Origin of the sequence: Schaalia dentiphila ATCC 17982 (assembly GCF_000154225.1) — a bacterium.
Lineage (GTDB): Bacteria > Actinomycetota > Actinomycetes > Actinomycetales > Actinomycetaceae > Pauljensenia > Pauljensenia dentiphila.
On record NZ_DS264586.1, the window covers coordinates 103988 to 128239 of the forward strand.

The following is a 24252-nucleotide window of genomic DNA, read 5'->3' on the forward strand; positions in this document are numbered from 1 at the left end:
CGAGTGGTCCCTCATTTCTCCTTCTCGGCGACCAAGGCCTGGATTTGCTCGGTCCAGTCGCGCGAAATTACCACTGGAACGGCATCTATACAACAGCAACCAGCCCCGCTGTCGCTGAGGCTTTCGCCAACGAGTCCCGCGTAAGCACCTCCCTTGGCGCAATGGATCGAACCCCATCTCGGAGCCAATCAGATCTCGAGGTTCGCTATTTGTTTGGCGGGACACACTTGCCAGAATCTTCGCATCCACCGACGTCTGAGGTGGACGAGGCAATTGCTCGCCAAAGGAGCAACCAGGAACTCACACGACTAGTGACCGAGACGATCACTCCCCGAGGCAGCGTGATTATCGAGGGATGGAAGGCGGGGGGGCGGCTCACTAGTGACAGTTTAGGCCCTATTCTCGGATTGCTGGGTCCTGGGCAGGCTCACCTTTTCTCTGCCGGAGACATGGCGTCCGATCCATTCGTGAGTTCGATAGCAAAAAGCGGTCATCTGGTACTCCACACCGAGAGCTTAGAAACGACGCTTTCAGCAATAGTCGAAGCGGGTGCCGCAACTGCAGCCTCCGCAGACACCCGCTCACAACACATCATTCCTCTAGGCGATGGTTTTGTCGAGATCGATATCCACACTTGGAACCAAGTCCGCCGTTCCGCTCGGCCGGTCGATCTTGAGTTACTGACCCCGCCACTCCTAAATTCACACGCTGCCCGTTATCAAGAGTTTCGGAGTTTTCTCGGCGCAACCGACGGCGTTCCCCACTGGAGGGGAATAGCCGCGCAGATGAATCTCCGACGGAACTTCGAAGAAGAATTGATCGAGCGGGTACGCTGCGAACTCAAGGATCGCGACCTGCCATCGCCAATTGTATTGTCGGGCCAAACAGCTACCGGCAAAAGCGTTGCGCTAGCAGCAATGGCGATGGATTTAGCCCGCGCCGGCAAAGTTGCCGTGCTCCACCAATCTCGCAGGACGGCCCGGCCCGCTGTCGACGACATCGATATGTATGCTGCATGGGCCGACGAGCATGGCGCAGAGGCAACTGTACTCGTCTGGGATGGTATGCTTGAGCCCGCTGAGTACGAGGGCCTCTCCAGACAGCTTCACGCTCGCGGAAGAAAGGTCCTCATCGTCGGGTCGGCATACAAGACTCAGCGCGATTCTTCCATCCTTGTCAAGGCACCAATCGAGCTTAGTGCAGCGGAGTCAGCACAACTCGTTAGGTTACTGGCAAGCTTTGGCATCGAAGTTAGCCAGCAGGCGCTGGACCCGAATTTCTTGGCATTCCTTTACCGTTTTTTACCCGATACTGAACGGCAGTTGCGTTCGGGCCTATCGAAGGAATTGCGTTCGGCGGAGCAGGCTATGGCCCGATTCGCGCGCGAACGCGAACGAAACAGTGCGACCGATGCGGATCAGCCTCTCAATGCCATACAGATAGCCTTTCAGGCGGCTGGGCTATCACTTGACAATCTACTCCCGGCTGGTTCAGAGCTTGAGAGCATCAAAGAACAGTCATTCGCTGAGCGCGCCCCGATTCAGCGTGTTACCACCCTTGTTCTAGTGGCAGGTCAGCACGGCATACCTGTTCCGATTGACCTCGCACTGCGCATCCTGGGAAGGGAAGGATTTCAGGGTGTCCGAGAAGCAATTGTATCCTCTGACATCATACGTGAAATCACCGAGGAGAACGGAGAGTTCTCCCTCGGCGCGAGGTCTCAACTAGAGGCACAGCTAATTGCTCGGCACGAGATTCCACTCGCAGTAGAGGTTGAAGTAATCATCGAGGCCATCAGGAGCGCTCGGATAACCGATGGCTGGCCGGGCGCCACTGATGAGGTCGAGTTCCTCGTAAAGCTGCTCGAACGCATAGGCCCAAGTTCCGACAACTCTGGAAAGTATAAGGAGCACTTTGCAGAAATCGCTGATGCACTTGGCGATCGCCGGGAGGAGGTGGGAAGCGCACACCCTCGTTTGGTACTCCAAGAATCGAATTTCACGCGCGGGTTCGTTTACTACCAGCAGCAGGAACAGCAGGAACAGCAGGGCAGCACTGCAGATAGAGTCGCTGTATTAGAGTACAATCGCGAGTTGCTGGACGAAGTACTTGCCGATCCGAGGACCCGAGGCTTGATACGGCTTTCCCTCTCTGTCGAACTTGCGTCGACCCTCGGAGCTATCATCCACGAGTACACAAACAAAGATCGGGGAAGTGAAGGACTGGGCCTTCGGGAGCGACTCGATGATGTACTAACAGCAGTCCGTGACGCACGAGCAGTCGATCCCAGAAACGTCTACCCAGTCGACGTGCTTGCTTGGGCGACTCGGGATGCGGTTAATTCGGGCGCTCTGACTCCAGCGGAGCGTATCGACAGCCTCGCGAACGCCGTTGCAATCCTCGAATCTGTTGACAGGGGCTCTCTGAATCAGCGAGACCTTGCTAATTTGGACAGGCGCGGGCGCGAACTCAGCGGGCTACTCCAGGACGACGAAGCAGTGTGGGACTACTTGCAGAAGTTGGAGTTGAACACAAGTCCTGCTGCGACCTACTTTCTGGCGCAGTTTGACGCTAAGGAGGGTCCGGCTGGCGAGGCCAAAGCGCTAGCACGCCTTCGCCAGGTTCCTACACAGACGAAGACTGACTGGCGATGCGCTCAGCTCTTGATCGACCTCACCTGGAAGGAACTCACGGGAAGCAGACTGCTCCTAGGCGATCGTGTTCCCCTCCACCTATCCGACACCGCGCTGCTCAAGATCGCAGAGCTAGCCTCCACACTCGAACATGCAGATATGCCAGACGGCTACCGATTCTTGTTCGTTAGGGCGATCGCGGAGTTTGTGAGCGGCAACTTCTCCGAGGCACAACGTCTCTTCCGCGAGGTGGGCGACCTGACCCGACAGCTTTCCAAACGAATCTATACCGCATACCTCCTCGCAGACAAGTCCGGTAAACCTGAGATCTACACCGGTCGAGTTGAGATGTCCGACATGAGGTCCGGGCAGGTCTGGGTGAATGAACTAGGCACTCGTGTAAAGTTTGAGCCGAGACTCTTTAGTGTAAACGGTGTCTTTTCGCGCAACCAACAACTCCCGCCTTTCCATATCGGCTTCAAGCTCTCCCGCGGACCCGTTGCCGAACCGCGCTCCGTCTACCGAAAGCACTCTGGACTACGATGAATGCGCTGGAAAAACTATCGGCAGCTCGTCTGATAGCAACAGGCTCACCCCTGTTGATTGATGCGCCGGATCTCCACCCACAATGCACGACAGATGCAGAATTTGATGTCCTTGTCACCGCTTACTACAAGTTCCTTTACGAGGAACTTTCGAGGGACATATCCTCCCTCAAGACGCACAAGGGAATGCCTAGAGTCAAGAAAGCGCGGTACCTCCTGTACGTTCTTCGAACAGCAGCCCAGCATTCCGGTAACGAGAATGTAGTCCGAGAGGCACAGGTATGGAGGAGAAGGGAGCATTCACCGCAGAGCGCAGCGGTTAGTTTAGCCTCTAAGATGAGAGAAGCTCTTGACGAGCTGGCATCAGTCGCCACTTGGGTTTCCCAAGATCAATCCCGTGCGGCACGCTGGCGTGACGACCTAGCCGTTGATACGCGCACCATTTTCGCACAGGTCGTTTCCGACCTCGGACTTCACTTCACACCCAACAACCAATCGCGGATGATTCGGCTGGTCGAAAAGCGCCTGGAGATTCAACCCCCACGCACTGACCCCTATACAGGTACCGCCGACTATTGCGTTCAGGAAATCCTATCGGCGCGTACCCCACTGCCCGTGCCTTATTCGGATGTTCTCGATTCGTTTGGGCTATTTGGAAAGCCGCAAGCTATGGGAGTTTTATTGCTCGCCTATTCTGTCGCAGAGGTCGCGCCGTCACTAAGTGGGGACGCTTTCCTTGACCGCGTCGAACAGATGTTTCAAATCGCAACCACTCCATAGCTTCAGGCCGAATAACAGGGCTCTTCCGAGTTGAGTGTGGGTGACCGCATGTTGGTCGGGGGGGGCGGGTAAGGTCTTTGATGATGAGCGGACTTCTCTCTCCCCCATTGTCACCAAGGACCTTGGGCGGTGTCTCACCCTACCTGCTGCTCTGTATCGCTTGGTCGTTGTGATCGGTGTGATCTGCTCGTTGACTTGGAGGTTTTCCATCTGGTTGCTGTCGCTCGGCGTGAGTGTGGTCTGGTGCTCGACATAGAGTTATGCGATTGCTGTGGCGGCTGTCCGGGTTGTGGGGTGATCGCTCAAGGTCACGGGCGTGTGGTGATAGAGGTGATCAACGTGCCCTGGGCCGTGGTTCCGGCGCCAATCCGGTGGAATAAACGACGCTGGATGTGCCGCGAACGCACCTGCCAGACGGTGACGTTCCTGGAGCATAGCGAGAGGGTGTGCGCACCCAGGGCACGTCTGGGGGCGCGGGCGATCCGCTGGGCGATCCGACAGTTGCGCTTCGACACAAGGTTGTGGTGTATACACACCACCCACTTCGACGTAGGGAGCTATTGACACATACATGGCACCGGGCTAGTAGCGCAGAGCATAAAGACGGGACATGCCTTGGTGTGTGTCACGCACGTGTGTCACGCACCGAAGCATGTCCCGATTTACCGCAGAATCATGCGGTTTTTGTTGTGGAGATGGGGGGAATCGAACCCCCGTCCAGTGGCCGGCCCCGAATTCTTCTCCGAGCGCAGTCTACGGTTTTATTTCTCAGCCCCCAGCATTGCGCAGACACACCGCTGGATGGGCTCAGTTGATTAAGTGTCGGAGGCGCCCCACCAACATGGGCGACTCCCAGTGGCTCCCTAGACGACGCCAGACACCGGGCCGGAAGCAACTCCCGGGCTGACGGACTAAAGGTTCAGGCTGCGATATCAGGCAGCGAGAACGTAGTCGGTGCGATTCTGTTCGGCACCTATTGGTTTGCACGCATCGTTAACGAGTTGAGCGCACATTCTCGGCTCGCTTCACTTCGATCGACGACCACTGTCGAAACCGATCATCCCCTCTTGAGTTTTCAACCCACCGACACCCTACGAAACCGCAGACCGTCGGACACATCAGTTTACGCCTGCAGCCCCCGCCCGTCAAGGGAAAAACCGAAACCTCAGAGCAGCTTCGTGGACTCCAGCTTCTCGACCATGCGGCGGTTCTTGCGCACGAGCAGCGGGCGCAGCGCCAGCCCCAGGAACGCGGCAAACAGGATGAAGGAAGCCAAGAACCACATGGCGTCCGCGTACTCATGCCCCGCGTACCCCGCGATCGACGCGCGCAGCGCCGTGATCGCGTGCGTGGCCGGTAGGAACGGCGAAATCGACGAGTAGAAGGACGGCAGGATCGCCAGCGGGAAGGCTCCCCCGGCGCCCGAAATCTGCAGGACCAGGAGCAGCACGCCCAGGGCCTTGCCCGCGTTCCCGAACGTCGCAATAAGCGTGTAGAGCAGGAAAGAGAACACGACGGCCGTCAGCCACAGGGTGCCCATGAACTGCAACGGATGAGCATGCTGGACCTTCAAGAAGTACAGGTCACCCAGTCCCACCAGGGTCGCCTGGGCGAGCGCGATCGTCCCGAAGATCATGTAGCGCCCCAGGTATCCGGCGGCCAAGCCGACGGGCTTAGCCGTCAGGGTCGCGCGCAGCGGGTCGCCCTCGGGCAGGCCTTCAGCAACATTGAAGTCCGTGACGTCCGAGCGCAGCGACACGACCATCAGGATGGAGCCCACCCACAGCGCCAGGATCGTGTACAAGGGCGCCATCTGGGAGCCGAAGTTCGCGACCGGGTAAACGGGAGTCTTCTCCACGCCCACGGGCGCCGCGATGGCCGCAGCCAGGGCCTCGGGATTATTCCCGATGATCGTTCCCAGCGTCGTCAGGTCTCCACTGGCAAGCGCCTCACTGATCGAGGAGTGCAGGGAGTCGAGCTTTCCGGCCGCCTCGCGCAGGCTCGTGGCCGCGCCCATCAGATTGTCGCGCAGCTGGGTCAGCCCCTCGCGCGCACTCCCGCTACCGTTCGAGGCAGTGGACGTCGCGCCCTCCAGGGACGTTCGCGCGGCGCTCAGGGACGACTGGGCCGAGGCCAGGGTGGCAGCCAGCGATTCAAGCTGGGGCCGCAGGTTGTTCTCGTAGTCGGAGGACAGCCCGTCGACCGCGGAGCGCGCCTGGGCGATCAGGCCGTTGACCGTCGCGTGCCCAGCTTCGGCATTCGCAACCTTGGAGTCCAGCTCAGAGGCGGCGGCGCGCAGCCCGTTCGCAACCTCGGTCAGCCGGTCGGAGGCCGCCTGCAGGCGGTCCAGCGAGGACTGGGAAACGGGCGAGCCCGGCAGCGCCCCGAGCGTCGTCTTGATCGACGCGAAGCTGGTCGCCTGCGTGTCCAGCACGGAGGCCTGCGAACGCAGCGTGGAGGCCGCGTCCGACGCGCTCGTCGAGCCGTTCGCGTACACGCTCTCGACGGCACTCGACAGGGAGGACAGCGAGGACTGGGAGGAGGAGATCGCATCGGACACCGAGGAGACCGCAGCCGATGCAGCGGATCCGAGGCCGCTGGCCCCCGCCTGTGCACTCGAGACTGCGGACTGCGCAGGTCCCTTCGCGCTCCCCAGCCCGTCCACGAGCGTGGCCGTCGAGTCGATGAGCGTCACCGAGGAACCCACGAGCGACGCGTACGCGTCCGCGCTGTCCGCCGCCGTGCGCAGGCGCGAGGCGACGGTCTGCACGCGGTTATCGAGCGCCGTCACCGTGTTGACGGCTGTGGGCGACGACAGCGCACTCCCGACCGACGTTGCCGTATCGAGGGCGACCTCGGAGAGGGTCTGAACGAAGATCTGATTCACCTGGGCACTCACGGCCTCGGCACCCTGGCCCGCGATCTTCGGCGAAATACCGTTCTTCTTCTCGTTGACGTAGTACGTCATCGGCGCGGAGGATGCTCCCCCGTCGAAGAAGGTGAGCATCTCGCGCGAAAAGTCCGACGGGATGACGATGGCCGCGTAGTACTCGCCCGAGCGCGTCCCCTCGACCGCCTCGTCCTCGGACGCGATGACCCAGTCGAAGTTGTCGTTCTTGCGCAGCGCGGACACCACGGAATCGCCAATGTTGACGTGCAGCGGCACCAAGTCTGACTTGTAGCCCGCGTCCGTGTTCGCAATCGCGATGCGCAGGCTCTTCGTGTTCCCGAACGGGTCCCACGACGCCGCCACGTTGAACCACGTGAACAGCGACGGAATGACGACCAGTCCGAAGACGACGACGCTGGCGATCAGGGAACGATGCGCGCGGCGCAGATCGGCGCGGTAGATGGCCCAGATGGTCCTCACTGTTCTTCTCCCTTCGCCGCCTCCGACGCGTCGCCCGCGACAGCCTCATCGACGAGGTCGGGGGCAGCCTCGTCCGCGTCCTCTCCCCCGCGCTCACCGAGGGAGGACGCCAGCGCCGACGAGATCGACGCACCCACAGCGGCAGCACCCAGCGCGATACGCGAGCGCGCGCCCTGCACGCGGCGGGTGAGCAGCGAGCGCACGTCCCCCTCGTCCATGGCGCCGAGGAGCTGCTGACGCACCAAGGCCTCGCGCACGTACTGCAGGCCGATCAGGAACGTGATGACGAGGAGAACCCAGACGATCCAGGCGCCCAGCACGATCGGCACCTCCGCGACATTCGCGACCGACAGGACGGCCAGAGTCACCGGAACGATAACCCCGAGAATGATCGCGGCGCGGCGGATCGTCGGGTAACGACGCTCGAAACGCGCGGCACGGCCGCTCACCGAGCGCTGGAAGCCGTCGTGATCGGCCAGGGCCGCCACGATCTGGCTCAGGCGATAGCGGTTGGAGGGGACGCGCGTGGCCTCGGCCAGAAAGAGGCCAGAGGAAGCCAGGTCGCGGGTGACCATCGCGTTCAAGTTCACCAAGAACGGGCGCAGCGCGAGGCCGATCGCGAAGGCAACCAGCGCCTCGGCACCGAGAACGGCCAGGCAGGCGAGGTACGTGTGCCCGTAGAATCCCCCGACGATTTCACGCAGCGCGTTAATGCCGTAGGTGAAGGGGAACAGCGGGTGCAGGAAGCGGAAGAAGGACGGCAGCATCTCGATCGGATACAGGCCGGCAGACCCGGGAATCTGCATGACCATGATGATGACGCACAGGCCCTTGCCGATGTGCTGGAAGCACGTGGAGAGCATGTAGACGATCGACACAAACACCAGCGAGATGATCATCGCCGTCCCCACGAACGCCGGACGCGACACCGTCTGCACGCCGATAATCAGGTCGCCGATCGACACAACGAGCCCCTGAATGACCCCGAAGAAGGCGAGAAGCATCCACCGGCCCATGTACTTGGCGGCAGAGGACGTGGGGCCGATGCCCTCCTCATCCACATCGAGCTTCAGGAGGAGGACGAGCGAGAACGCGCCGATCCACAGAGCCAGGTTCGTGAACAGCGGGGCCATCGCCGAACCGTAGGCGGCCACGGGGTACACGGCCTTCGTCTCGATCTGCGTCGGCGAGGCCATGAAGGAGGCGATCGATTCTGCGTTGACCCCAAGGGAGTCCGCGAGGGCGCGCAGCGTGTTCGAGGAGGACAGGGACGAAATGTCCGTCGCCACCGAGTTCAGGTCGGTCTTGATCGCGGCGACATTCGTCGAGCTGGTCTGGGTCGCCGTCTTCGCCCCGTCCAAGAGGGAATCGAGCTGGTCGAGCAGGCCCGACACCTGCTCGCGCTGACTGCGCAGCGTGTCCAGCGAGCCACGCATCGACGAGGACGCGCGCGAGAAGTCATCGAGCGCCGATGAGATCGCGGGCAGCTGGGCGGACACTCCGCTGCGCGCGTTCGTGACCGAGGCCGACACGGCCGCAGATGCGTCGGAGGCTGACGTCAGCGCGTTCGAAATCGACGTGGACGTGGCCGACAGGTCGGAGTTGAGGGTCGTCAGGCTGCCCAGGGCCGTCGACAGCGCGGCGTTCTGATTCGTCAGGTCGGTCAGTGCCGTGCCCGCGGCGGGCAGGTTCCCGATCCCCAGGGCATTCAGCTCCGCCAGCACGTCGCCCACCGAGTCGTTGATCGACGTGCCCTCAGTGAGCAGGCCACCCACGCGCCCGGAGGCGCCCTGCACAGCGCCGTCGAGGGTTCCCGCGTTCGCGGACACTCCCGCCAGAGCGCTCGCCGCGTTCGAGGACAGGCCGTCGAGGGCCCCGCCCATCTGGCTCGAGAAGGATCCGAGCGACGTGCGCGAGTCGCTCACCAGCTGGTCCGCCTGGTCCAGGGACGTCGACATCTCCGAGACGGCCGCGTCCAGATCGCTGAGGGTCGTGCGAGCCGAGGCCACCGAGGCCTTCGCCGCGTCGATCTTCTCCCCCATGCCGTCCAGGGTCTGGGAGGCGCTGCCCAGCTTGGCCGAGGCCTCTGACACCGACGCGGACACATCCGAACGCTTCTGGTCAGCGTCGTTCGCGATACTGACCCCGGCCTCGGACGCCTTCTCCGACAGCACCTTCGCCACCGTCGAAACGAAGGCGGAGTTGATCTGACGGTCCAGCGCCGTCGCGCCCGCCCCCGTAATCTTCGGGGCCACCGCGTTGTTCTTCTCGTTAACGTAATACTGGATGTTCGGCTTGACGTACGTGCCGTCAACGATGCCCGTCAGGTCACGCGAAAAAGACGCCGGGATGACGAAGGCCGCGTAGGAGTCCCCGCGTTCCACCTCGGCGCGCGCCTCATCGGCGCTCACGAAGTGCCAGCCCAGCTGATCGTTTTGCTTGAGCTGAGTCTCGAGCATCGCACCGACGTTCACGGTGCCGATCTGGTCCTTGGTCGCGCCCTCGTCCTCGTTCGCGACGGCGACACGAATGTGGGAGGTCTGCGAGTACGGGTCCCAGAACCCGACGATGTTGAACCACGCGTAAAGCGCGGGCACGAACGCCATACCGATGATGACAATCCACGCGGCCGGCACACGCACCAGCCTCAGAAGATCACGACGAAAGATCCTGACGAAACCTCGCACGCAATCGCCTTCTTTCCCTTACCTGCGGGCCTGCTTCACGTAGCGGCGCATCGCGCGCTCGGCCTCGCGCTGATCCTGCTTCTCGCGCAGGGCCTGACGCTTATCCCATTCCTGCTTGCCCTTGGCCAGGGCGATTTCGACCTTGACGCGGCCACCGATGAAGTACAGCTCCAGGGGCACGATCGTGTAGCCCTTCGCAGCCACGCGGTCCTGCATGCGGTCGATCTCCGCGCGGTGCAGCAGCAGCTTGCGCTTGCGCGTAGGCGCGTGGTTCGTCCACGAGCCCTGCGAGTACAGCGGAATATTCGCGCCGTAGAGCCAGGCCTCTCCCCCGTTGATCTCGACCCAGGCATCGACGAGGGATGCGCGGCCCATGCGCAGCGCCTTCACCTCGGTGCCCATGAGGGCCAGGCCGGCCTCCCACGTGTCTTCGATCGTGTAGTCGTGGCGCGCCTTCTTGTTACGGGCGATCGTCTTCTTCGCGTCGGAGGCAGCCTTGGCACGCTGCCCCTCCGTGGGCTTGGGCTTCTTCCATTCCTTGGGCATGCTGCCTCCTTTCAGACTCGTTGTCCGCACACCATGCGGAAAGACCCCCGCAGCGAAATCGCTACGAGGGTCCATCCTAACGCGGATTACAAATAATCCATCGGTTCAACATAACTTCCGTTCTGAAGAACACCAAAATGCAGGTGGCAGCCCGTCGCGTAGCCGGTCGAGCCGACCTCGCCCAGCGCGTCGCCCGCGTTCACGTACTGGCCCGGGGACACGTACTGCGCCTGCATGTGCAGGTATTCGGTGATGACGGAGTTGCCGCCGACGAGGCCGTGGTTGATATCCACGTAGTTGCCTGCCGACACATCGGAGGACACGGCGTTCACATAGCCCGAGGCCACGGCGCGGATGATCGTGCCACAGTCAGCGGCCATGTCGGTGCCCGAGTGGCCCTTCATGACGCCCAGCACGGGGTGGTAGCGCATGCCGAACGGGGAGGTGACCACGATCGGAATGTCGAGGGGGTTACGGAAGCCCGAGGCCGACACGTAGGAGGCGCCCGACGCGCGGTTCGCCGCGTCGATAGCCGCCAGCTCGGCGCTGCGCGCCTGGTAGTCGGCTTCCGCCTGGCTGAGGGAGGCCTCGACCTGGCCCTTCTGGGCGTCCCACTCGGCCTGCTTGGCCTGAGCCTGCTCCTTGAGGCTGTTGAGCTCGGTGAGCTTGGCGTCGGCCTCGTTCTTGGCTTGCTTGGCCTCCTCCTCAGCCTGCGCGGCCTTGACCTCAAGGTCGGCGATACGCTCCGTGATGGCGTCCTGGCGCGTGGCCTGGGTGCGCTGGGACGAGGACACGTCCAGCGCGGCCGTCATCGTCTGGCTCTCCGTGCGCAGCGCCATATCGGCCGCCGCCGCACGGTCGGTGATCGACTCGGTGCCGCCCGCCGTCAGGGCGACGGCGACCGGGTCGACGTTGCCTTCGCGGTACTTGCGACGCACGAGGTCAGCGATCGCGCGCTGTGCGTCGTCGGCCTGCGTGGTCGCCTGGTTCAGCGACTGACCGATGCGGCTCTGCTCGCCCTGAGCGGCGCTCAGCTCACCCATGATCGTCGCGTGTTCACGGGTCTTCTGGTCATACGTCGCGGTCGCGCTCTCGTAGGCGGCCTGAGCCACCGGGATCTGCCCGTTGAGCGCCTGCAGGTCGATGAACACCTGGGCGAGCGACGCGTCGATGCCCTCCAGCTGCGACTGCAGGGCGTTGACCGTCGCCTCGGCCTCGGCGGCCGCGTTCGCGGCGGCGTCGCGCTCATCGTCGGCACGCGCGGGCAGGGCCTGGCTCATCGCCGCAAACGAGGCGATTGCGAGGGCCAGCGCACCGGCGCGCAGCGCGCGACGACCGGGACGATGCGAGGAGAGGGACATGAGACTCACGCCTTCGTGTACTTCGCGAGCGAGAAGGCCGAGGCAATAACCGCCAGCGCCACGGCCGCCAGGACGAGGATCGGCGTCATGATCGCGACCTCGCCCATGCCGATAAAGTTCGTCCAGCGGAAGGACGGGGCCATCCACCCCTGGACGATGAAGTGCACGCCCGCGAACAGGGTGCCGATCGCGAAGGCGGCGCCCACCAGCGCGGCGAGCGCGCCCTCGATCATGAAGGGGGCCTGAATGAACAGGTTCGAGGCACCCACGTAACGCATGATCTGGGTTTCCTGCTCACGGCTCATGGCGCTCAGGCGGATCGTCGTCGAGATCAGCAGGATCGCGGCGACGACCATGATCGCACCGAGGCCCAGCGCAGCCGTGCGGGCGGCACCCAGCACGCGGAACAGCGGCTCGACGACCTCACGCTGGTCGCGCACCTCGGACACGCCCGCGGTCCCGGAGAACTCCTCCTTGACCACCGAGTACTGCTCGGGATTGACCAGCTTGATGCGGAACGCGAACTGGAGCATCTCCGGAGTGGTCCACTGGGTCAGGGCGTTGTTGCCGTTGAGACGCTGGAAGTTCTCGTATGCCTCTTCCTTCGTCTCCTCGTACACGTTGGCCACGTAGGGGGTCATCTCGGCGGACGCCAGCTTCTGGCGCACGGCGTCGATCTGCGCGTCGGTCGCCTCGGTTGCGTTACAGTTCGCGGCCGCGTCGTTGATGGCGCACATGTAGATCGTGACCTCGATCTTGTCGTACCACTCCGACTTCATCTTGGACACCTGCATCTGGGTCAGGCCCGCGATGCCCACGAAAAGGAGGGACACGAAGGTCACGAGGATGACGGCGACGCTCATCGCGCGGTTACGCGACAGGCCCTTGCCGACCTCGGACAGAATAAAACGAAGCTTCACTGGTCTTACCTCCCGGCCCCGTAGACGCCGCGGTTCTGGTCGCGCACGACGTCGCCGCTGGCGAGCTCGATGACGCGCTTACGCATCTGGTTCACGATGTCCGCGTCGTGGGTAGCCATGACGACGGTCGTGCCCGTGCGATTGATTCGGTCGAGGAGACGCATGATGCCCAGCGACGTCTCCGGGTCAAGGTTGCCGGTGGGCTCGTCCGCGAGCAGCAGCTCGGGACGGTTCACCATGGCGCGCGCGATCGCGACACGCTGTTCCTCACCGCCGGACAGCTCGTGTGGCAGGCGCGATTCCTTGCCGGACAGGCCCACCAGCTCGAGGGCGTCCGGGACGGCCGTCTCGATCGCGTGGCGAGGCTTGCCGATGACCTGCATGGCCAGAGCGACGTTCTCGTACACGGTCTTGGAGGGCAGCAGTCGGAAGTCCTGGAAGACCGTGCCGATCTGACGGCGCAGCTTTGGAACCGCCCACGTGGACAACTTGGACACGTCCTTGCCGAGCACCCACACCTTCCCGCTGGTCGCCTTTATTTCGCGCATGACGAGCTGCAGGAACGTGGATTTACCGGAACCTGACTTGCCGACGAGGAACACGAATTCTTCGCGTTCCACCTCCAGCGAGACGTGGTCCAGCGCGGGCTGGGCACCTGGCGTGTACACCATGGTGACATCTTCAAAACGAATCATGGGACCGTCCGATCGGGGTCAATAGTCCCTGTCAGATTAGGTAACGATCGGGTCACGGCCCGGCTACGACACGCGGAAAACAGGCGGTGTGGCGCTCAGCCCTCCACCTGGGGACACTTGGACACGCTACCCGGCCCCAGCCTCGTTCATGAATCGACGAGGCCGGGGCCGGGTAGTGCGTATGGGCGTCGCTCAGTCCTGAGCTGCCTTCTGCTCGTTCTTGCGCCAGCGAATTCCGGCGTTGATGAAGCCGTCGATGTCGCCGTCGAAGACGGACTGGGGGTTTCCGGACTCGTACTCGGTGCGCAGGTCCTTGACCATCTGATACGGCTGGAGCACGTACGAGCGCATCTGGTCGCCCCACGACGCCTTGACGTCGCCGGCGAGCTCCTTCTTCTTCGCCTGCTCTTCCTCGTGACGCAGCACGAGGAGGCGGGACTGCAGGACTCGCAGGGCGGCCGCACGGTTCTGGATCTGGGACTTCTCATCCTGCATGGACACGACGATGCCCGTGGGGATGTGGGTCATGCGCACGGCCGAGTCGGTCGTGTTCACGGACTGGCCGCCGGGGCCCGAGGAGCGGAAGACGTCCACCTTCAGCTCGGACTCGGGGATCTCGATGTGGTCAGTCGTCTCGATGAGGGGGATGACCTCGACGGCCGCGAACGACGTCTGGCGGCGGCCCTGATTGTCGAAGGGGCTGATACGCACGAGGCGGTGGGTGCCGGCCTCGACGCTCAGCGTGCCGTAGGCGTAGGGCGCCTGAACCTCGAAGGTCGCCGACTTCAGGCCGGCCTCTTCCGCGTAGGAGGTGTCCATAACCTTCGTCGGATAACCGTGACGCTCCGCCCAGCGCAGGTACATGCGCAGGAGGATCTCGGCGAAGTCGGCGGCGTCCACGCCGCCCGCGCCGCTTCGGATCGTGATGACGGCGTTGCGCTCGTCGTACTCGCCGTCCAGCAGCGTGCGGATCTCCAGATCACCCAGGTCCTTACGCAGCTTCTCCAGGTCAGCCTCGGCCTCGGCGAGGATGTCAGCGCCCTCATCCGGGTCCTCGGCGGCCATGTCCACCATGGCCTCCAGGTCGTCGATGCGCTCGCTCATCTGCGTGATGCGGTCCAGCTCGCTCTGACGGTGGCTGAGAGCGCTCGTGACGGCCTGGGCGGCGCTCGGGTCGTCCCACAGGTCGGGCGCTGCCGCCTTCTCGTTCAGCTCGACGATCTGCTCGCGCAGCTTGTCCGGCTGCACGACCGCGATGATGTTCTCCATCGTGGTGCGCAGGGACGGGATCTCTTCAGAAAATTCAATGGCCACGCACCCAGGGTAGCGGATAGGAAGCCCAACGAGGAACGCTAAGGGGCGACGGTGGCGGGGTTTACTCCGGCGCCGGCCTCAGATACGACGGTGCCCCGACGCCACACAGGACGCCGGGGCACCGAAAGAGAGAAGATCAGATGAGACCCATCGCGATCATCGCGTCAGCCACCTTGCGGAAGCCCGCCAGGTTCGCGCCCGCCACGTAGTCGCCCGCGACGCCGTATTCCTCGGCGGTGGCGACGGTGGTCGCGTGGATGTCGACCATGATCTGGTGAAGCTTCGCGTCGGTCTCCTCGAAAGGCCACTGGGTGCGGCCGGAGTTCTGCTGCATCTCGAGGCCGGAGGTGGCCACGCCACCAGCGTTCGAGGCCTTGCCGGGGGCGTAGGCAACGCCGGCGGCCTGCAGGGCTTCGATCGCCTCGGGGGTCGTGGGCATGTTCGCGCCCTCGGCGACCAGCTGGACGCCGTTCTTGATGAGGGTCTCGACGCCGGACAGGGGCAGCTCATTCTGGGTCGCGCAGGGCAGCGCAACGTCACAGGGGACATCCCAGATGGAGCCGTCGGCCACGAAGACGGCGCCGGGGCGCTCGGCCGCGTAGTCGGAGACGCGTCCACGACGCACCTCCTTGATGTCCTTGAGCAGCGCGACGTCGATGCCGGCCTCGTCCACGACGTAGCCGGAGGAGTCGGACACAGCGACGACGGTCGCGCCCAGCTGCTGAGCCTTCTCGGTCGCGTAAATCGCGACGTTACCCGAGCCGGAGACCACGACGCGCTTGCCATCGAAGCTAGTGCCCTTCGCGGCGAGCATTTCGGCAGCGAAGTAGACGAGGCCGTAGCCGGTGGCCTCGGTGCGCACGTAGGAGCCGCCCCAGGACAGGCCCTTGCCCGTCAGGACACCCGCGTCGAAGCGGTTCTTGAGGCGCTTGTACTGGCCGAACATGTAGCCGATCTCGCGGCCGCCCACGCCAATGTCGCCGGCGGGCACGTCAGTGTCGGGGCCGATGTGGCGGGAGAGCTCAGTCATGAAGGACTGGCAAAAACGCATGACCTCGGCGTCGGACTTGCCCTTGGGGTCGAAGTCCGCGCCGCCCTTGCCGCCGCCCATGGGCAGGCCGGTGAGGGCGTTCTTGAAGATCTGCTCGAAGCCGAGGAACTTGATGATCGACAGGTTCACGGAGGGGTGGAAGCGCAGGCCACCCTTGTAGGGGCCGAGGGCGGAATTGTACTCGACGCGGAAGCCGCGGTTCACATGGATGTTGCCCTTGTCGTCGGCCCACGGGACGCGGAACTGGATCTGGCGCTCGGGCTCGACGATGCGGTCGATGATGGCCAGGTCGGCGTATTCGGGGTGACGCTCAGCGAGGGGGGCGATGGTCAGGAGGACCTCGTAGACGGCCTGGTGGAACTCGGCCTGGGCGGGGTCGCGGCGCTGGACGGATTCGAAAACGGAGGCCAGCGCGGGGGAAAGACGAGATGTATCAAAGCTGCTCATGGCCTAAAGTTTACGTTTCGTTTACTCAACCTTCCCTCGCCGTCCCACGATGTGACCGTCGCGGACGCCACTTTAGGGTGGCCCCTGCACCCCGCGCAGGCGCGCACTCGAGGTCCTCACCAGCTCGGGAACCACCACGCTGCGCAGCACCGGAGGCAGGAGGGAGACCCTGGGGTGCGCCCTCACGCCGACCTCCACCTCTCCGCTGCTCACGCTGACCCAGGAGACGCTCACCCCGTCCCCGACCCGGCACGTCGAGTCCGACAGACCCGCGAGCGCACGGTCGACGCGAGAGCTCGCCGTCTCCTCGTCAACCCCGAGGTTTCCTCCCGCGAAGACCGTGGACGCAGAGGCTCCCGACACCCCGGCGCTGGCCAAGGCGTCGGCGCAGGACACGAGGCGGCGGTCCTGCATCGCGACCTCGGTGAGCGCGATCGACACGACGAGCAGCAGGCACACGAAGGCGCAGCCCGCGCACATGAGGATCCCGACGCGCCCCTCCTCCCCTTCACTCACGGGCGACCACCTCCCGCACGGGCGCGCGGGCGCTCGAGGAAACACCGACGCCAACCCCGCCGAGCCGGGCGGGCATGAAGGGCAGCGGCACCTGCACGGACACGCGCACGTCAACAGCTCCTTCTCTCTCCTGGCAGTTCTCGCACGTCGCCACCACCTCAGGGGTCGCGTTCACGCCGAAATCCTCGACGATGAGGGTGACGGCGTGGGATGCGTCGGCCGTTCGTTCCGGGTCCTCGGCGAGGATACGCGCAGCCTCGCGCGCCCCCGCGTCCACCGCCATCGCACCGGCGCTCACCTGGCCGATCGCGAGCACGATGTAGAGCACTGGAATCACGACGACGACAAGAATCCCAAGGAATTCGACGCTGGCATCTCCGCGCTCGTTCACGGCCCCTCCACCAGGGCACGCCCGCGCACGGTCAGCCACCTCGGCCCAAGTCCTCCGACGAGCGGCAGGCGTGTGCGCACGGTGACTGTGAGGACATCGACACCGCCGTCGCTTTCGCGATCCACGGCAATCTCGCGATCCTTCGCGGCCCCCACGAGAGAGTCGAGGAGTTCGCCCGTGCGCGCCCGGGCCTCGTCCTCATCCCCTCCGAGGAGGCCGCCTCGGCGCGCGCCCTCGGACGCAGCACTCACGCTCATCGTGCGCACATGCGAGGCGAAGGCCAGCTGAAGGAGCAGGAGGATGACGAGGACGACGAGGCCCTGAACGAGGACCGTCGAGACGACCTCGGATCCCTCCTCAGATGCCCGCAATCGAGTCCATCGCACGGTTAAAGATCTCCACGAGCCGCTCCGAGGCAACACCCCAGATGAGGACGACGAGCGCGGCCGTCATGAGGGTGATGAGGACCCACCCGGGCACGTCGCCGCGCTCCCCGAGGGGAGCCTTCCTGAGAAAGAGTTTCTTCATGACTGTTTCCTTCCTTCACGGGGTGAAATCCAGGGCGATGAGCCCCGGGTAGAGGGCGAACATGACGGTGACGGGCAGGATGAGGAAGACGACGGGCAGGAGCATCGCGATCTCGCGGCGCCCGCCCTCTTCCATGAGGGCGGCGAGAGAGCGTTCGCGCTGGTCCCGCGCCTGATCGTGCAGGACCGAGGCCAGGGGCGAGCCGCGCTCGATCGCCGTGGTGAGGGTGCGACTCAGGCGCGTGAGGGCTGGGGATTCGGTGCGCTCGACGAGGTCGGCGAGTGCGCGCACGGAGGGCGTGCCGTTGCGGATGTGCCCGGCTGTCAGCGACAGCTCTACCCCGAGGGGACCTCCCGCGCAGCCGGCGACGCGCTCGATGGCGGCCGGGATCGACTCGCCGGCGGCCACCGCGAGCGCGAGGAGTTCCGAGCAGTCGGGCACAGAGGCGTCAATCGCGCGCTGGCGGGCATTCGCGCGCATGGTGAGGAAGCGGTCCATGCCGGCGACCCCAAGGAGGGTGCCGACGAGCGCGCAGGCGCACAGGGGAATGAAAGAGGCCCGCAGGGAGGAAGCGTGGCGCGCGGCGACGAGGGCGCATGCGGCGACGAGGCCTGCCACCCCTGCGACTGCCTGGCGCAGCCGGAAGACGGACACGTCCGGGTTCATACCGGCCAGGGAGAGCCTGCGGGCCACGGATTCGCTCGTGGACCCGAGAGAATCGAGGGCTGAGGCGCTCACGCGGCGCGCCCACGCGACGAGCGCGGAGGGTGGGTGCTCCTGCACGCGCCCCTGCGCGACGCGGTCGACGAAGGAGGGACGGCGTGCGAGGGCGGCGGCCAGGATGAGGACGAGGCCCGCGCCGGCGACGAGGGCGACGGCCAGGTCGAGGGCACGCATAATCCACGGATTCATCGCGCGCCCCCAAGGTTCCTCGGGTCGGTGCTCAGGCGGCCCATGGCCTTCATGATCAGGTAGGCGATGACGCAGATGCCAGCCCCCGAGCACAGGACGGCGACACCGCCCGGCGAGTTCCACACGTGTGCGTTGGCCCCGCCTCCCGACAGGAGAAGTAGGACGACCCAGGGGGCAGCGAGGCCGAGTCGGGCGGCGCCCACGGTCCAGGATTGACGCGCCTCGAGTTCTCCGCGCACGCGCGCATCCTCGCGCAGGAGCGAGGCGAGGTCTTGCAGCAGGCGGGTCAGGTCCGCCCCGCCGACGGATCGGGCGATGCGCAGCGCCTCGACGATGCGGTCAGCGACGGGGTCGGCGACCGTCTCTTTCATCGTGTCCAGGGCGAGCTCGAAACGGCCATTAGCGCTGTAATCCCGCGAGAAGGCTTCGAAGGCGAAGCGCACGGGGACGGGCCCCTCCTCGGCCAGATCGCAGAGCACCTGGGGCAGCGCCGTGCCCGCACGCACGCCGGACACCATGGCGTCGATGACCTCGGGCCATGCGGCCCGAACGGTCTTCGCATGCGCGCCAAGGCGGGAAACAACCCACGCGTAGGGCAGGAACGCAACGCCGACGGAGACGATGAGGGCGACGGGCCAAGCTCCCGTGACGGCCAAGATAGCGAGCGCGACAAAGCTTCCGACTCCGAGGCTCAGCGCGATGAGGCGCGCTGCCGTCAATCCGGGGATGCGGGCGCGGGCCACGTCCTCGCGCAGGCGCTTCCACGGCCCCCACGGGCGCCACGCCGGAGGCGGCGTAAACCAGGGGGACACGGCCAGAACAAGGCCGATCCCGAACACGAGCCCGCACACGATCGCAATCACGCCGGCCCCCAATCCAGAAGGGACGCGAGGTCGAATCCTGCGGCGGCAAAACGGTCGTGCAGGTCAAGGCCACCCGCGCCTCGTGCGCACCGGCGCCCATCGAAGCGGAAGAGGGTAGCTGTCTCGATCCGATTTCCTTCGACGCGCCCCGGGACCGCCATGATCTCGGCGACGTGGCGCTGCCCGTCCACGCCGCGCTCGACGTGACACACGAGATCGATGGACGAGGCCAGGGTCGGGGTGACGAACCCCGTCGTCACATTCTCCCCCGCCAAGAGCGGCAGGATCGAGAGCTTGTCGAGGGCCTCGCGGGCCGAGTTCGCGTGCACAGTCGCCATGCCCGGCACGCCCGCGTTGAGGGCCACTAGCAGGTCGAGGGCTTCGGGGCCTCGGACCTCGCCGACGATCAGGTACTCGGGGCGCATACGCAGCGATTCGCGCACGAGGTCACGCAGCGTTATCTCGCCCGTCCCCTCCGCGCCGGCCGGGCGTGTCTGCATCGCGACGTGGTCCCAGTTAGCCAGGCCCAACTCGAAGACTTCCTCGCAGGAGATGACGCGGCGCGACCTGGGCAACTCCCCCGCGAGGGCGCGCAGGAGCGTCGTCTTCCCGGCCTGCGTGCCGCCCGAGACGAGGACAGAGAGCCCAACGGAGACGGCGGCCGCCAAAAATTCCCTCATCGGAGGGGCGAGCATATCGACCGAGACCAGGTCGTCCAAGGTGCGGGCGCGCTGGATGTGCTTGCGGATGTTGACGCTCCACGACGTTCCCGTGACGGGAGGGATAACGACGTGGAGGCGTTCCCCACCCGCGAGCATCGCATCCACGAAGGGGCTGGACAGATCGAGCCTGCGCCCGGAGTGGTGGAGCATGCGCTCGACGAGGGCGCGCACGTCCTCGTCCGTGAGGATCAGGCTGGTCAGCTCTGCGACACCCGCGCGGGCCACGAACACGCGCGAGGCCGCATTGATCCAGATTTCCTCGACCGAGGGATCATCCATGAGCGCCTGAAGCGGGCCCAAGCCGCAGATGTCGTCCATGAGGTCCGCTTCGACCTGCTCGCGGGCCGCGGGCAGCAGATCGGGCGCGTACCTGTCGATGGCGCGGTGAATGAGCAGACGCACGGATCGAGGATCTCGGGCCGCGTCGACTCCGCTCGCGGCTAAGTCTTCACGCACCCGTGCGGCGAGCGCGCGCGTCGTGGCTTCCATCGCTGCGCCTCCTTGCTACAGACCAGGTCAATGTGTCAAAAGTAACAGAGTTTTTCGGCAAGGAGCAAACCCACATTCGTTCAATCCTCCTCGCGCCCGCGCGGGGAGGAGCGCCCGGGCCCAGGCCGCGATACGTTAAGGCAATGACCTCCCGCAAGAGCCCCCTCGAACTGGCAGCCCTGGCCACCGCAGCCGTCCCCGGCATGCGCGTCACCGCCCTGCGCCCGCCCACCTACAGCGACGAGCTCTCCACCGTGACCGGCATCGAAGACGCCGCCGGGCACCGCTGGATCGTCACCTCCCCCCACGAGGAGGTCTCCGGACCCGCGCTCGAGGCGACCTCCGGCATCCTGGATCGACTCGGCCAGGCACACGACCATGACTACATTCCCTTCGACGTGCCGCGCCTGGCAGGCCAGGTAAAGACCAGCGACGGCGGTACCGTCTACGTCCACCGCGACCCGGGCGGCACCGCCCCCTCGGACGAGGATCTTGACACCGATCCCCTGCTGCCCTCATCCCTCGGACGTGCCCTCGCGGCCCTGCACAACCTCCCCGAGACCGTCTTCTCCTCGATTGGCCTGCCCAGCTACACGGCCATCGAGTGCCGCGACCGCAACCTCGCCCTCCTCGACGAGGCCGCCCGCGAAGTCGCCATCCCCGCTGCCCTGTGGAGCCGCTGGGAGGCCGCCCTCGAGGACGTGTCCCTGTGGCGCTTCCCCTCCGCACCCATCCACGGCGATATCCAGGAGCGCTGCCTGTCCGTCAAGCGCGGCTCGCTCCTCGCCATCGGCGGCTGGACCAGCGCACACGTCGGCGACCCCGCACTCGACATCGCATGGGTCCAGGCCACCGCCTCCGACGCTTTCCTCGACCGTTTCCGCGAGACCTACGGCCACGAGCGCCGCGCCACCGACCTGCACGTCTTCACGCGCGCCCAGCTCCTGTCCGAGATCGCGCTCGTGCGCTGGCTCGTGCACGGCCTGCACGCCGAAGACTCCTCCATCGTAGAAGAAGCCCGCTCAATGCTCGACGACCTGGCTAAAGACCTCGACGGTGAGCCCCTGCTGCCCTCGCACGCATCCGCGATGGGGGCACGCATCTCCCTGACCCCCGTCGAATCCCCCTCCGCCTCACCCATCGAGGCCTCGAAACCCACCGCGAGCGCAGCGGACGAGACCGACAATGATGCCCCCAGCGAGGACACCGTCCCGGTGTCGCGCCCCGCCTCGGCTCTGAAGCGCAAGCTCGCCGAGGGCGAAGTCGACCCGGCTGCCGCCACTGAGCGCCTCAGCCTCGGCCCCGACGGCACGCTGCTGCACTAACCGCGCCGCGTCGTCCACTGTCCTCCCTCCCACATCACAAAACGGGGCCCGTCAGGTTTCCACCTGACGGGCCCCGGCCTCGTTTATTCAGTTGCGTGCGGCGACGCCTCAGCGGGACTGACCGTCCCCCCGGTGGGACGCCTCGAGAGCATCGACGCGGCGCTGCAGATCCTCCACCTGCACGCGCAGGATCGCAGCCTCCTCAGTCAGGCGACGTCGATCCTCATCCGAACGCGACAGGTCCACCGAGAAACGCAGCGACAGGAGCAGCAGCACCACCCCCGCCAGGAAGAACCCGAGGTTCAGCGGAACGACAACACCGAGCTGCAGCGCCGTCCACTTCAGGATCGGCGGGAAGATGGACAGCAGCGCCGTAAAGAAGGCGATGCAGTACCACCACAGGCCGTAGCGTTCCTTCAGACCTGAGTTACGCATCTTGACGAACACCATCACCAAGATGATGATCGCGAACACCAGTCCGAGCAGATAAGTGGGGCTCATGCATTCTCCTCCGGCGCCGGGGCGACCTTCTCACCGGGACGCGACAGCGAGACCGCGAGGGCCATCGTCGCCTGCACCAGGAAGAGCGCCGATTTGATCGGGTTGTGGGAGGGCTCGCCGCCCGCGCGCGGGTGCATCTGCACGCCGACCTCGCGCACGACCAAGTGCGAGCGCGCCGCAATGACGAGCGCACCGATCGTGTCACCGAGGTATTCGGCCGGGTAGTTGTGCGCGAAGAGCGAGAGCGCGCGGGGACCGTAGAGCTTGAAACCGCTGGTCGTATCGCTCAAGCGAGTCTCACACACGCGCGAAAGGATGAACGAGAAGAGGTTCATCGCCCACTTGCGCGGGCCCCGCGCATGGTAGCTGCCCTTACCTGCGAAACGCGAGCCGATGACGACGTCCGCGTGCTCGCTCGAGGCCGTCTCGATGAGCGTCTCAATCTCGCGCGGATCGTGCTGGCCGTCCGCGTCGAGCTGACACGCATACTCGTAGCCCACGCGCCGCGCGTACTGGAAGCCGGCGCGCATCGCGCCGCCGACCCCCAGGTTGAGCGGCAGGTCAAGGACGGCCACGCCCGCGGCGCGCGCGATATCGGCGGTCGCGTCCGTCGACCCGTCGGAGACCACGAGGATGTCCGCGAAGGAAGGCTTTTCAGCCTTCACCATCTCGAGGACATCACCGAGCACCTCCTCCTCGTTCCACGCGGGAATAACGATGAGCAGGCGGGACTGAGCACTGGGACGGCTCACTCAGCGCCCCTCTCGCTCAAGCAGCTCGAGCAGGTAGGCGCCGTAGCCGGACTTGACCAGGGGTTCGGCGCGCTGACGCAGGCCTTCGTCGTCAATGAAACCCATACGCCACGCGACCTCTTCGGGGGCGCCGATCTTCATGCCCTGGCGGGCCTCGACTGTACGCACGAAGGCGGTGGCGTCAGCGAGGGAGTCGAACGTACCGGTGTCGAGCCACGCGGTTCCGCGCGGGAGGACCTCAACCTTGAGCTTGCCGGCCTCGAGGTAGGAGCGGTTCACGTCGGTGATCTCGTACTCACCGCGCGCGCTCGGCTTGAGGTTGCGGGCGATCTCGACCACGTCGTTGTCGTAGAAGTACAGGCCGGGCACCGCGTAGTTCGACTTGGGGTGCTCGGGCTTCTCCTCGATGGACAGCGCGTTGAACTCCTCGTCGAATTCCACGACGCCGTACTCACGCGGGTTGGACACGTGGTAGGCGAAGACGGCACCGCCGTCGGGGTCGACGTGACGGCGCAGCTGGGCACCCATGCCGGGACCGTAGAAGATGTTGTCGCCTAGGACCAGGGCGGCACTGTCGTTACCCACGTGATCGGCACCGAGCACGAAGGCCTGCGCGAGGCCGTTGGGCTCGTGCTGGACAGCGTAGGAGATGTTGACGCCGAGCTGGCTGCCGTCGCCGAGCAGGCGGTGGAACGACGGCGCGTCGTGGGGGGTCGTAATGACGAGGACCTCAGAAATGCCCGCCAGCATGAGGGTCGACAGCGGGTAGTAGATCATCGGCTTGTCGTAGACGGGGACGAGCTGCTTCGATGTCCCCAGCGTAATCGGGTTGAGACGGGTGCCCGAGCCGCCCGCCAGGATGATGCCTTTCATGTTGCCTCCGCTTCCCGGCGCGTCCTCGTGT

Annotated in this window: 21 protein-coding genes and 1 other RNA gene; 3 read left to right on the forward strand and 19 right to left on the reverse strand. The window is 65.0% G+C overall.

Features of this window, described 5'->3' with window-relative positions:
- The first annotated feature begins 467 nt into the window (after positions 1 to 467).
- Positions 468 to 3179 (forward strand): P-loop NTPase, encoded by a 2712-nt coding sequence (locus ACTODO_RS00425; protein WP_208853673.1) that lies wholly within the window; start codon positions 468 to 470, stop codon positions 3177 to 3179.
- Positions 3176 to 3958: a hypothetical protein gene (locus tag ACTODO_RS10695; RefSeq protein WP_131332737.1), complete on the forward strand. Its 783-nt coding sequence runs from the start codon at positions 3176 to 3178 to the stop codon at positions 3956 to 3958. The genes ACTODO_RS00425 and ACTODO_RS10695 overlap by 4 nt, the downstream gene beginning before the upstream one ends.
- Positions 3959 to 4645: 687 nt before the next feature.
- On the opposite strand, the gene ssrA is transcribed toward ACTODO_RS10695, so the two are convergent.
- From ssrA to ACTODO_RS00500, 16 genes are all read right to left on the reverse strand, one after another.
- Positions 4646 to 5023, reverse strand: a transfer-messenger RNA (tmRNA) gene (ssrA, locus tag ACTODO_RS10380).
- A 100-nt stretch (positions 5024 to 5123) separates the two neighbouring features.
- Positions 5124 to 7328 (reverse strand): YhgE/Pip domain-containing protein, encoded by a 2205-nt coding sequence (locus tag ACTODO_RS00430; RefSeq protein WP_003790098.1) that lies wholly within the window; start codon positions 7326 to 7328, stop codon positions 5124 to 5126.
- Positions 7325 to 10015 carry a YhgE/Pip domain-containing protein gene (locus ACTODO_RS00435; protein ID WP_034511727.1) on the reverse strand — a complete coding sequence of 897 codons (2691 nt, stop codon included), beginning with the start codon at positions 10013 to 10015 and terminating at the stop codon, positions 7325 to 7327. Before ACTODO_RS00435 ends, ACTODO_RS00430 begins: the two co-directional genes overlap by 4 nt.
- Before the next feature lie 18 nt (positions 10016 to 10033).
- A complete protein-coding gene (smpB, locus tag ACTODO_RS00440; protein WP_003790105.1) occupies positions 10034 to 10561 on the reverse strand; it encodes an SsrA-binding protein SmpB in 528 nt (175 codons plus the stop codon).
- Positions 10562 to 10647: 86 nt separating this feature from the next.
- On the reverse strand, positions 10648 to 11922 hold the full coding sequence (locus tag ACTODO_RS00445; protein ID WP_003790107.1) for a peptidoglycan DD-metalloendopeptidase family protein: 1275 nt from the start codon (positions 11920 to 11922) through the stop codon (positions 10648 to 10650).
- Between the two features lie 5 nt (positions 11923 to 11927).
- Positions 11928 to 12842: a permease-like cell division protein FtsX gene (ftsX, locus tag ACTODO_RS00450; RefSeq protein WP_003790110.1), complete on the reverse strand. Its 915-nt coding sequence runs from the start codon at positions 12840 to 12842 to the stop codon at positions 11928 to 11930.
- 5 nt (positions 12843 to 12847) lie between these two features.
- The gene (gene ftsE / locus ACTODO_RS00455) at positions 12848 to 13537 is read right to left on the reverse strand and encodes a cell division ATP-binding protein FtsE (RefSeq protein WP_003790113.1); all 690 of its coding nucleotides are present in this window, start codon (positions 13535 to 13537) and stop codon (positions 12848 to 12850) included.
- A gap of 192 nt (positions 13538 to 13729) precedes the next feature.
- Positions 13730 to 14851, reverse strand: coding sequence for a peptide chain release factor 2 (prfB, locus tag ACTODO_RS00460; RefSeq protein WP_003790115.1), 1122 nt, complete (start codon positions 14849 to 14851; stop codon positions 13730 to 13732).
- 136 nt (positions 14852 to 14987) lie between these two features.
- The gene (gdhA, locus tag ACTODO_RS00465; protein ID WP_003790117.1) at positions 14988 to 16349 is read right to left on the reverse strand and encodes an NADP-specific glutamate dehydrogenase; all 1362 of its coding nucleotides are present in this window, start codon (positions 16347 to 16349) and stop codon (positions 14988 to 14990) included.
- 72 nt (positions 16350 to 16421) lie between these two features.
- Entirely contained in the window at positions 16422 to 16865 is a 444-nt protein-coding gene (locus ACTODO_RS00470; RefSeq protein WP_003790120.1) for a hypothetical protein, read from the reverse strand.
- Positions 16858 to 17256, reverse strand: a complete 399-nt coding sequence (locus ACTODO_RS00475) for a hypothetical protein (protein ID WP_003790122.1) — start codon at positions 17254 to 17256, stop codon at positions 16858 to 16860. The genes ACTODO_RS00470 and ACTODO_RS00475 overlap by 8 nt, the downstream gene beginning before the upstream one ends.
- Positions 17253 to 17627, reverse strand: coding sequence for a hypothetical protein (locus ACTODO_RS00480; protein ID WP_003790124.1), 375 nt, complete (start codon positions 17625 to 17627; stop codon positions 17253 to 17255). Before ACTODO_RS00480 ends, ACTODO_RS00475 begins: the two co-directional genes overlap by 4 nt.
- Positions 17614 to 17784, reverse strand: coding sequence for a membrane protein (locus ACTODO_RS10830; RefSeq protein WP_003790126.1), 171 nt, complete (start codon positions 17782 to 17784; stop codon positions 17614 to 17616). The genes ACTODO_RS00480 and ACTODO_RS10830 overlap by 14 nt, the downstream gene beginning before the upstream one ends.
- A 15-nt stretch (positions 17785 to 17799) precedes the next feature.
- A complete protein-coding gene (locus ACTODO_RS00490; RefSeq protein ID WP_003790129.1) occupies positions 17800 to 18696 on the reverse strand; it encodes a type II secretion system F family protein in 897 nt (298 codons plus the stop codon).
- Positions 18693 to 19559 (reverse strand): type II secretion system F family protein, encoded by an 867-nt coding sequence (locus ACTODO_RS00495; protein WP_034512531.1) that lies wholly within the window; start codon positions 19557 to 19559, stop codon positions 18693 to 18695. The genes ACTODO_RS00490 and ACTODO_RS00495 overlap by 4 nt, the downstream gene beginning before the upstream one ends.
- Positions 19556 to 20770 (reverse strand): TadA family conjugal transfer-associated ATPase, encoded by a 1215-nt coding sequence (locus tag ACTODO_RS00500; RefSeq protein WP_003790132.1) that lies wholly within the window; start codon positions 20768 to 20770, stop codon positions 19556 to 19558. Before ACTODO_RS00500 ends, ACTODO_RS00495 begins: the two co-directional genes overlap by 4 nt.
- A 143-nt stretch (positions 20771 to 20913) precedes the next feature.
- On the opposite strand from ACTODO_RS00500, the gene ACTODO_RS00505 reads away from it, so the two are divergent.
- On the forward strand, positions 20914 to 22095 hold the full coding sequence (locus ACTODO_RS00505) for a phosphotransferase (protein ID WP_003790135.1): 1182 nt from the start codon (positions 20914 to 20916) through the stop codon (positions 22093 to 22095).
- Positions 22096 to 22203: 108 nt separating this feature from the next.
- On the opposite strand, the gene ACTODO_RS00510 is transcribed toward ACTODO_RS00505, so the two are convergent.
- From ACTODO_RS00510 to rfbA, 3 genes are read right to left on the reverse strand one after another with little or no spacing between them, the layout of a single operon-like run.
- Complete coding sequence (locus ACTODO_RS00510; protein ID WP_003790136.1) at positions 22204 to 22596, reverse strand: DUF2304 domain-containing protein; 393 nt, start codon at positions 22594 to 22596, stop codon at positions 22204 to 22206.
- Positions 22593 to 23348, reverse strand: coding sequence for a glycosyltransferase family 2 protein (locus tag ACTODO_RS00515; RefSeq protein ID WP_003790139.1), 756 nt, complete (start codon positions 23346 to 23348; stop codon positions 22593 to 22595). Before ACTODO_RS00515 ends, ACTODO_RS00510 begins: the two co-directional genes overlap by 4 nt.
- Positions 23349 to 24221, reverse strand: a complete 873-nt coding sequence (gene rfbA, locus ACTODO_RS00520) for a glucose-1-phosphate thymidylyltransferase RfbA (protein WP_003790141.1) — start codon at positions 24219 to 24221, stop codon at positions 23349 to 23351. It lies immediately after the preceding gene.
- Positions 24222 to 24252: the final 31 nt, after the last annotated feature.